We start from the raw sequence: 8,760 nt of genomic DNA on the forward strand, positions 1-8,760 counted from the left end.
AGTGCGGGACGGGCGCGCACGTTCGGCTACCGACGGTCGGCGGGCCCGACCTGGGAGAGCAGGTCGGGCCCGCCGACACCACCGGTGACCGACTTGGCCCCCCGCCAGCCGATCAGGGCGGCGGCGCTGGCCCGGAGGCCAGCGCCGCCGAAGGCCGTCGTTGCCGGTCGACGACCTTGTCCCGGTAGTTCGGTCCGCCCCTTGGGTACGGGACCGAATCCTTTCTCGTCCTACTGACGATAACCACTGTGGTAGCTTCTCGTCAAGGTGGTGATAATTCAGATGGCCGAATTTCCGCCGTTCGCCGTCACCGTCGACCTGGTGGTCCTCACCGTGCGGGCGGACGAACTCTGCATCCTGCTGGTACGCCGCGGCGTGCCCCCGTACCAGGATCGCTGGGCGCTGCCTGGCGGGTTCGTCGGGTTCGACGAGGACCTGCCGGACGCCGCTGCCCGGGAGCTGACCGAGGAGACCGGAGTTCCCGAGCCGATCGGCCACCTCGAACAGCTCGGCACGTACGGGTCGCCGAAACGGGACCCGCGGGGTCGGGTGGTCACCGTGGCGTACCTGGCGCTGCTGCCGGACCTACCGCCACCGGTGGCCGGTACGGACGCGGCGGCGGCGGACTGGCTCCCGGTGTCCCGGGTCGCCGACGCCCAACTCGCCTTCGACCACGACGCCATCCTGACGGACGGGCTCGAACGGGCCCGGGCCAAGCTGGAGTACACCCCGCTGGCCACCGCCTTCTGCCCACCGGAGTTCACCATCGCCCGACTGCGTACGGTCTACGAGACCGTCTGGAGCAGCCGGTTGGACCCGCGCAACTTCCACCGCAAGGTCACCGGTACTCCCGGCTTCGTGGAGCCGGCCGGCCGGGTCACCGAGGGTGATCGGGGGCGGCCCGCCCAACTCTTCCGGCGCGGGCCGGCCGAACTGCTGCACCCGCCGATGCTCCGCCCCTCGGTCGCCCGGAGCTGAACCGCCGCGACCCGCTGCTCAGGATGCCGGCGCCGCCGGCGGAGTGCTGGGTACCGGTGCGGGGGTCGGGGCGGGGGTGGCCGGGTGGCCGGTCGGTCCCGGGGTGGTGGTCGGGCCGGCCGAGGCCGTCGCGCCCGGCGTGGGCGCGGGGCTGGTCGGCAGCGGCGACGGGGACGGGGACGGGGACGGCTCGGTCGGCGCCGGTGCGGCGGTACCGGACGGCGCGGATGTCGGCGCGGTGGTCGGCGCCCCGGTCGGGGAGTCCGGTGACGGTGACGGTGTGGGCGACGGTTCCGGCGGCGGGGACGGTTCCGGCGACTGGCTCGGCGGGTCGACGGTCGGCGGTACCGGCGTACCGGGCAGCTCCGGCTCGTTCGCGGCCGGCGGGTCGACCGGCGGCGGCAGCCGACCGGGTTCGCTTCCGGCCGGTACGGGCACGGCGCCGGGCGGGACGGGGTACGGCAGCCAGCCGGCCCGTTCGGACCTGGCGCCCGTACCGGCCTGGCCGGGTTCCACCGGCGGTGGCACGGTCGGGTGGCTCGGCAGCACCTCCGGCGGCGCACCGGCCGGCGGCGGGACGAACGGGGTGGCGTCGGCCGGGCGCATCCCGTCGGAGACGGTCGCCGAGCCGCTGCCGATCGCGGCCAGGATCGGCAACGAGGAGGTACCGGCCAGCAGGGCGACCGTGAAGAGGTACCGGCGGGCCGGGCGGCCGAGCCCTTCCGCCCGGTGCACCCCGGTCACCCTCCGATATCCGACGTGCGCGCCGCCGGACCGGCGGTGCCGGGCCAGCAGCACGGGAGCCGGGGGCTCGAAACCGTGGTTGGGCACGGAAAACTCCTCGTCGTCGGCGGCGCGGGCCAGGCTGCGGCCGGGTGGAACGGACCTCGGCGACGGTGACGCCGCCGCTACATACAGTGGCGGAGTAACCCTGTGTTGGCCAGCGTCACACAGCGTGTCAGCGACCGAGTTTCGGCCGACCCGAGGTTCGTACCCGATCAAATCGGTTGATGTGGTGCGAAGCCGGCGGTGGCTCGGATCCGACCGAGGCCGACCTGTAGCGGTACCGGGCTGCTCTGCGAATATGGAGCCGACGGCAACGCGGCCGCGACCTTCGCGCACCCCCGCGGCAGGCAGGACGTGGTGCCGGCGCTCGGTGGACCAGGCTCGGCCAGAATCTGGTTCACGCCGCGTGGCTACCCCTACCGGGGACAGGCGCGGCAGCCACCCCCGCTCCGGCACCAGCCGGGTCGGGCGCACGAGCTGCGCGGTCGGGACACCCCCGGTGCCGACGCACGAACGACAGGGAGATAGGGATGGCGAAGGGCGATCCTGCGGGTACGGCCCGCGGCAGGCGAGCCACACCCCGGTCCGCACGGTCTGGCGGGAAATCCCCCGGTACCGGTGACCTGGTGCAACTACTCACGCCGGAGGGCGACCGGATCGACAAGGTCACCTGGTCCGACGGTACGGAGTACCGCGTCGACTTCACCGACGAGGAATACCGGGGCCTCTACCGGGACCTGGTGCTGGTCCGCAAGCTGGACGCCGAGGCGACCGCGTTGCAGCGGCAGGGCGAGCTGGGCATCTGGGCCAGCCTGCTCGGCCAGGAGGCGGCGCAGGTCGGCTCGGGCCGGGCGCTACGGCCGCAGGACATGGCCTTCCCGACCTACCGGGAGCACGGCGTGCTCTATTGCCGGGGCATCGACCCGATCATGCCGCTGGGCCTGTTCCGCGGCGTCGACCTGGGCGGCTGGGACCCGAACGAGTTCAAGTTCAACATGTACACGATCGTCATCGGGGCGCAGACCCTGCACGCCACCGGCTACGCCATGGGCGTGAACATGGACGGCAAGACCGGCACCGACGACGGCGAGGCGGTGATCGCCTACTTCGGCGACGGCGCCTCCGCCCAGGGTGACGTGAACGAGGCGTTCATCTGGTCGGCCGTCTTCAACGCCCCGATCGTCTTCTTCTGCCAGAACAACCAGTACGCCATCTCCGAACCGCTGGAGCGGCAGACCCGGATCCCGCTCTACCAGCGGGCCGCCGGATTCGGCTTCCCCGGCGTACGGGTGGACGGCAACGACGTGCTGGCCACGTACGCGGTGACCCGGGCGGCGCTGGACAACGCGCGGCACGGTCAGGGCCCCACCCTGATCGAGGCGTACACCTACCGGATGGGGGCGCACACCACCACGGACGACCCGACGCGCTACCGGATCGCCAGCGAGGTCGAGGCGTGGCAGGCGAAGGACCCGATCGCACGGGTCCGGGCATTCCTCACCAAGCAGGGCATCGCGGACGACACGTTCCTGGCCGAGGTGGAGGAGCAGGCCAAGCAGGAGGCGCTGCGGCTACGGGAGCGGGTCCTCGAAATGCCCGACCCCGAGCCACTGACCCTCTTCGACCACGTGTTTCCGAACGGCTCGCCCGAGGTGGACGCGCAGCGCGAGTTCACCGCCCGTTACCTGGACTCGTTCGAGGGGAGCGTGCACTGATGGCCACCGAGACCCTCACCCTGGGCAAGGCGATCAACCGCGGCCTGCGCCGCGCGCTGGAGCACGACCCCAAGGTCGTGATCATGGGCGAGGACGTCGGCAAGCTCGGCGGCGTCTTCCGGATCACCGACGGCCTCCAGAAGGACTTCGGCGAGAACCGGGTGATCGACACCCCGCTCGCCGAGTCCGGCATCATCGGCACCGCGGTCGGGCTCTCCATCCGGGGGTACCGGCCGATCTGCGAGATCCAGTTCGACGGTTTCGTCTACCCGGCGTACGACCAGATCGTGTCGCAGGTGGCGAAGATGCACTACCGCTCGCAGGGCAAGGTACGGGTGCCGATGGTCATCCGGATCCCGTTCGGCGGCGGCATCGGCGCGGTCGAGCACCACTCGGAGTCCCCGGAGGCATACTTCGCGCACACCGCCGGGCTGAAGGTGGTGGCCTGCTCGTCGCCGCAGGACGCGTACACGATGATCCAGCAGGCGGTCGCCTCGGACGATCCGGTGATCTTCCTGGAGCCGAAGCGGCGCTACCACGAGAAGGGGCAGGTGGACCTGGACGCCCCGCTCGGCGACGCGTACCCGCTGCACTCCGCCCGGGTGGTCCGGCCGGGCCGGGACGCCACCCTGCTGGCGTACGGGCCGATGGTGCGTACCGCGATGGAGGCGGCCACCGCCGCCGAGGAGGACGGTCGGGACCTGGAGGTCATCGACCTGCGTACCCTCTCCCCGCTGGATCTCGGCCCGGTCTACGAGTCGGTGAAGCGCACCGGGCGGTGCGTGGTGGTGCACGAGGCCCCCGGCAACCTCGGCCTCGGCGCCGAGATCGCGGCCCGGATCACCGAGGAGTGCTTCTACTCGCTGGAGGCCCCGGTGCTCCGGGTGACCGGCTTCGACACGCCCTACCCGGCCGCCCGGCTGGAGGAGGACTACCTGCCCAACCTCGACCGGGTGCTCGACGGCGTCGACCGCACCTTCGGCTGGTGAGCGGGATGTCACGGGTACGGGAGTTCCCCCTGCCGGACCTCGGCGAAGGGCTGACCGAGGGCGAGATCCTCAAGTGGCTGGTCCAGATCGGCGACATCGTCGAGCTGAACCAGCCGGTCGTCGAGGTCGAGACCGCGAAGGCGGCGGTCGAGATCCCGGCGAAGTGGGCGGGGAAGATCACCGCGATCTTCCACGGTGAGGGCACCGTGGTCGACGTCGGCTCGCCGATCTTCGCCGTGGACACCGACCCGGGCGCCGGTGACCTGCCGGAGCCGTCGGCGGCCTCGCTGGCCGCCGTCGAGATCGCGCCCGCCGAGGGCGCCGTCGAGCCCGGCCTGATCGGCGGGCCCGCTCCGGGTGGCCGGACGGCGGTGCTGGTCGGGTACGGCCCGAAGACCGGCGCCGCCAAGCGCCGCCCGCGCAAGGGTGCCGGGGTACCAGCCTCGAACGGTGTACCGGTGGCTGCCCCGGCACCGGTCGCGGCGCCTGAGCCGGTGCGTGCGGCTCCCGAGCCGGTGCGTCCGGCGGCTGTCGCACCGGCACCCCGGAGCGGCGGGAGTGTCTCCGCACCGGGTGGACTGGTGCTGGCGAAGCCGCCGGTACGCAAGCTCGCCAAGGATCTCGGGGTCGACCTGCGTACCCTGACCGGGTCGGGGCCGCTCGGCTCGATCACCCGGGACGACGTACACCTGGCGGCGAGCGGGGTGGCGACGGCGGCCGAGCCGGCGCCGGCCGGCCCGGGCACGGTGGCGCCGGCCTTCGGGCCGGATCGGGAGCAGCGGATCCCGGTCAAGGGCGTGCGCAAGCTCACCGCACAGAACATGGTGGCGTCGGCGTTCACCGCGCCGCACGTCACCGAGTTCCTGACGGTCGACGTGACCCGCTCGATGAAGGCGCTCGACCGGCTGCGCAAGCGACGGGAGTGGCAGGACGTCCGGGTCTCCCCGCTGCTGCTGGTCGCCAAGGCCGTGCTGCTGGCGGTCGGCCGGTACCCGATGGTCAACTCGACCTGGGCCGGCGAGGAGATCGTCGTCAAGGAGTACGTCAACCTGGGCATCGCGGCGGCGACCGAGCGCGGCCTGATCGTGCCGAACATCAAGGACGCCGGACGGCTCACGATGCGCGAGCTGGCGGACGCGATGACGGCGCTGGTGCAGACCGCCAAGGCGGGGCGGACGGCTCCGGCGGACATGTCCGGCGGCACCCTGACCATCACCAACGTCGGCGTCTTCGGCGTCGACACCGGTACGCCGATCCTGCCCCCGGGCGAGTCGGCAATCCTCGCCTTCGGCGCGGTCCGGGAGATGCCCTGGGTGCACAAGGGCAAGGTCAAGGTCCGCCAGGTGACCACCCTGGGGCTCTCCTTCGACCACCGGATCATCGACGGCGAGCTGGGGTCGAAGTTCCTGCGTGACGTCGGCGACTTCCTGGCCGATCCGGAGGCGGCGCTGCTCGGCTGGACCTGACCCGCACCACACGGAAACACCTCTGGTACGACGCGGCCGATGTGCCCCGGGTTACTCCCGGGCACACCGGCCGTTTCCGTAGGGTTACGAAGAACCGTCGCCTGGTTGGCTCCTGGACCTTCGATTCTTCGGCCGGTGTCTCAGCTCACCTAATAATCGCTGGCAGGCGGGAGGTCCGCGAGGTTCAATAGACACATCAGACGCGGACCACAACCGAATAGCCAGGGGGCGCGACACCATGAGCATGCTCAACCGACTTCGTAACCGCCGGAACAGCGCACGCCGCGCGCGGGCGATCGAGCGGGCACTGCGGGCGACCAGTTCGCCGGCTGTCCGTGACGAGATCCTGATCGCCGCGCAGCGTTTCTACGGCTGACCTCGACAGACTCCTCACCTCCTCCGCACCACACCGACGGCCCGTCCGGAGCGCTCCGGACGGGCCGTCGGTGTTTCCCACCCGCACGCCACCGGAGTACCGCCCCCGCGACACCGCCCGGTACGGTGGGCTCGGTCGTCGCCCCGACCGGCCGGTAGGACGTGCACCGAACAGTTCCCAGTTCGGCCCGCCCTGGACGACCGGGCCCGACGACCCGCGCTGCCCGGGCGGTGCCGGCCTGGACCGGCTACCGTGCGGGGAGCTTGCCCAGCCCGGTGTCACGCCGGAGTCGCCGGCAATCTGGCTGGCGATCGGCGCGTGAGACCGGCGCGGCCGACATGTGATGGAGGAGGCGCGCGCATGACGTCCGAGGATCCGCAGCACCCCGGCCGATGGCCGGACGAGGCTGCGCCGGGCGCCGCAGGCCCAGCCCCGTACGGCAATCCCGCACCACCCGACGACGACCGGTTCCCGCCCCAGGGTTCCGTTGGTACGCCACCGGCCGATTTCGGCTGGGCTCCGCCGCCGCCCGCCGGGCGGGCCGGCGCGCCGGTGGCCTGGAACGAATCACCGGACGGTGCCCCGGGCCACCCCGGCCCGGCCGGCTGGGCAGCTCCGGGCGACGCCCCGGGCACGCCCGGCCCCCGCCAGGACGGCCCGTGGGGCCCGCCCCCGGAGTCGGCCGGCGCACCGTCGACGCCCTCGGAGGGCTCGGGCTTCCCGCCGGAGTGGGGAAGCCGGCCCAACCAGTCCAGCCCGCCGCGCTGGACCGGTGCCGGCCAGCCCGCCGAGCCGTCCAGCGGCCCGCCGGGATTCCCGCCCGGCTCCGGCCCGTCCGCCGGCCCGCAGGGCTATCCGAACCAGCCCGGCTCGCCCGCCGGGCCGTCCGGCTATCCGGACCCGTCGGCCGGCGGCGCCTCGGGCTACCCCGCCCAGCAATACAGTGCCCCGGCGTACCCGCCGGCAGCGCCGGGCAGCCCCGCCTATCCGTCGGCAGCACCCGGCAGCCCCGCCCAACCCGCCGAGCCGCCGAGCTATCCGCCGATCAACCGCCCCGCCATTCCCGAGGGTGAGCCGTGGCCGGCGGCCGAAGCATGGGGCTCGGGATCGTCCCGGGCGGATTCCGGGTCCCGTCCGGACTCCGGCGGGCCGCCGAGCGACTATCCACCACGCCCCGCCGACCATTCCCACCCCGCCGAGTCGGAGGCGCCGCAGGGGTCCGGCTGGGCGCCCCAGACGCCGACCTGGTCGGCGGGACCCGGCGACGGCCGACCCGGCCCGTTCGAGCCGTCCCGGCCGGAGTTCGACCGGCGCGAGCCCGACTTCGAGCGGCGTGAACCCGAGTTCGACCGGCGGGAGCCGGACTTCGAGCGGCGGGAGCCGAACTTCGAGCGGCGGGAGCCCGAGTTCGAGCGGCGGGAGCCGGACGGGCCGGCGTACCAGCCGCGTCCGGCGCCGGGGATCTCGCCGGGGAACGCCGTACCGCTGCCGCCGCAGGAGACCCGGATTCCCGGGGCCAGCCTGGCGGCGTCGCCACCGGCCGACTATTCGCCGCCCGCTGGGCGCCAGGCGCCGGGCGAGTACGGCTCGTCGGCGCGGGAGCCGGGTGGCTGGGCGGCCGGGGCACCCGAGGCGGCACCGCAGTCGCCCGCACCCACGCCCGGCGCCGCATCGGTCGTACCGCAGCCCCGGGTACCGACCGACTCGGCGGTCGGCGGCCGGGTCTCCGTACCCGGTGTGCCGGGGCAGCCGGAGTCGGCGGGCTCACCCGACCGGCAGACCGGCCGGGCCGTCGCCGGCAGTGCCGCGGTACCGGCGGCCAGCCGCGTACTGCCGCCCGCCGACCTGGCCGCCGCAGCCTCGGTACCGGCGCCGAAGCCCCGGGTGTACGGCCGCCCGGCCAGCGCCGACGAGCCCGACCAGCAGCCGGGTCCGGCCGGTGGACCAGGCGGTTGGGACGCCGGTCGACCGGGGTCGCCGGCCGGGCCTGGCGGCTGGGACGGCGATCGCCCGGGTGGCGGGCCCGGCGGTGGCTGGGACGGTGACCGGCCGGGTGGCGCCGACCCGCGGCAGGCCGGCCCGACGGTCTACGGTGCGCCACCGGTCCAGCCCGGGCCGGGCGAGCACGGCGACGGTTTCCCCGACGACCCACCGGCGACCCGGGTAGCCGTTCCCGGCGCCCGGGCACCGCAGTCCGACACCCCGAACCGCCCGTCGAGCGGGTCGCCCTTCGCCGATCTGATGGGTCCCGGCGGCATGCCCGGCCAGGGTGGGATCGGGGTGGACGGACCCGGTCCGAATGGGCCGGCCCCGTTCGACGGAGACCGCTTCGGCGGCCCTGGCCAGGCCGAACAGGATCGGTTCGGCGGGCCCGGACAGCCCGAACAGGACCGGTTCGGTGGACCCGGACAGCCCGAACAGGACCGCTTTGGCGGCCCCGGACCGGCGGG

At 73.8% G+C, this 8,760-nt stretch carries 7 protein-coding genes; 6 read left to right on the forward strand and 1 reads right to left on the reverse strand.

Going from position 1 to position 8,760, the window contains the following annotated elements:
• Window positions 1–282 precede the first annotated feature (282 nt).
• Complete coding sequence (locus tag Pma05_RS22160) at window positions 283–978, forward strand: NUDIX hydrolase (RefSeq protein WP_203859368.1); 696 nt, start codon at window positions 283–285, stop codon at window positions 976–978.
• A gap of 18 nt (window positions 979–996) precedes the next feature.
• Here Pma05_RS22160 and Pma05_RS22165 read toward each other — a convergent pair whose 3' ends face one another.
• Window positions 997–1,809: a hypothetical protein gene (locus Pma05_RS22165; protein WP_203859369.1), complete on the reverse strand. Its 813-nt coding sequence runs from the start codon at window positions 1,807–1,809 to the stop codon at window positions 997–999.
• A gap of 485 nt (window positions 1,810–2,294) precedes the next feature.
• Between Pma05_RS22165 and pdhA the strand changes: the two genes are divergently transcribed.
• The 5 genes from pdhA to Pma05_RS22190 form a co-directional block, all read left to right on the forward strand.
• Window positions 2,295–3,479 (forward strand): pyruvate dehydrogenase (acetyl-transferring) E1 component subunit alpha, encoded by a 1,185-nt coding sequence (pdhA, locus tag Pma05_RS22170; RefSeq protein WP_203859370.1) that lies wholly within the window; start codon window positions 2,295–2,297, stop codon window positions 3,477–3,479.
• Complete coding sequence (locus Pma05_RS22175) at window positions 3,479–4,468, forward strand: alpha-ketoacid dehydrogenase subunit beta (RefSeq protein WP_203859371.1); 990 nt, start codon at window positions 3,479–3,481, stop codon at window positions 4,466–4,468. Before pdhA ends, Pma05_RS22175 begins: the two co-directional genes overlap by 1 nt.
• A 5-nt stretch (window positions 4,469–4,473) precedes the next feature.
• Window positions 4,474–5,934, forward strand: coding sequence for a dihydrolipoamide acetyltransferase family protein (locus Pma05_RS22180; RefSeq protein WP_203859380.1), 1,461 nt, complete (start codon window positions 4,474–4,476; stop codon window positions 5,932–5,934).
• A gap of 238 nt (window positions 5,935–6,172) precedes the next feature.
• On the forward strand, window positions 6,173–6,310 hold the full coding sequence (locus Pma05_RS22185; RefSeq protein WP_203859372.1) for a hypothetical protein: 138 nt from the start codon (window positions 6,173–6,175) through the stop codon (window positions 6,308–6,310).
• 360 nt (window positions 6,311–6,670) lie between these two features.
• On the forward strand, window positions 6,671–8,760 hold a 2,090-nt coding region (locus tag Pma05_RS22190), incomplete at its 3' end, for a hypothetical protein (protein WP_203859373.1).

Source organism: Plantactinospora mayteni (assembly GCF_016862935.1).
Classification (GTDB): Bacteria; Actinomycetota; Actinomycetes; order Mycobacteriales; family Micromonosporaceae; genus Plantactinospora; species Plantactinospora mayteni.

Coding starts and splice junctions, on each gene's coding strand:
- Pma05_RS22160 (WP_203859368.1), top strand. CDS start 283: ATGGCCGAATTTCCGCCGTTCGCCGTCACCGTCGACCTGGTGGTCCTC.
- pdhA (WP_203859370.1), top strand. CDS start 2,295: ATGGCGAAGGGCGATCCTGCGGGTACGGCCCGCGGCAGGCGAGCCACA.
- Pma05_RS22175 (WP_203859371.1), top strand. CDS start 3,479: ATGGCCACCGAGACCCTCACCCTGGGCAAGGCGATCAACCGCGGCCTG.
- Pma05_RS22180 (WP_203859380.1), top strand. CDS start 4,474: ATGTCACGGGTACGGGAGTTCCCCCTGCCGGACCTCGGCGAAGGGCTG.
- Pma05_RS22185 (WP_203859372.1), top strand. CDS start 6,173: ATGAGCATGCTCAACCGACTTCGTAACCGCCGGAACAGCGCACGCCGC.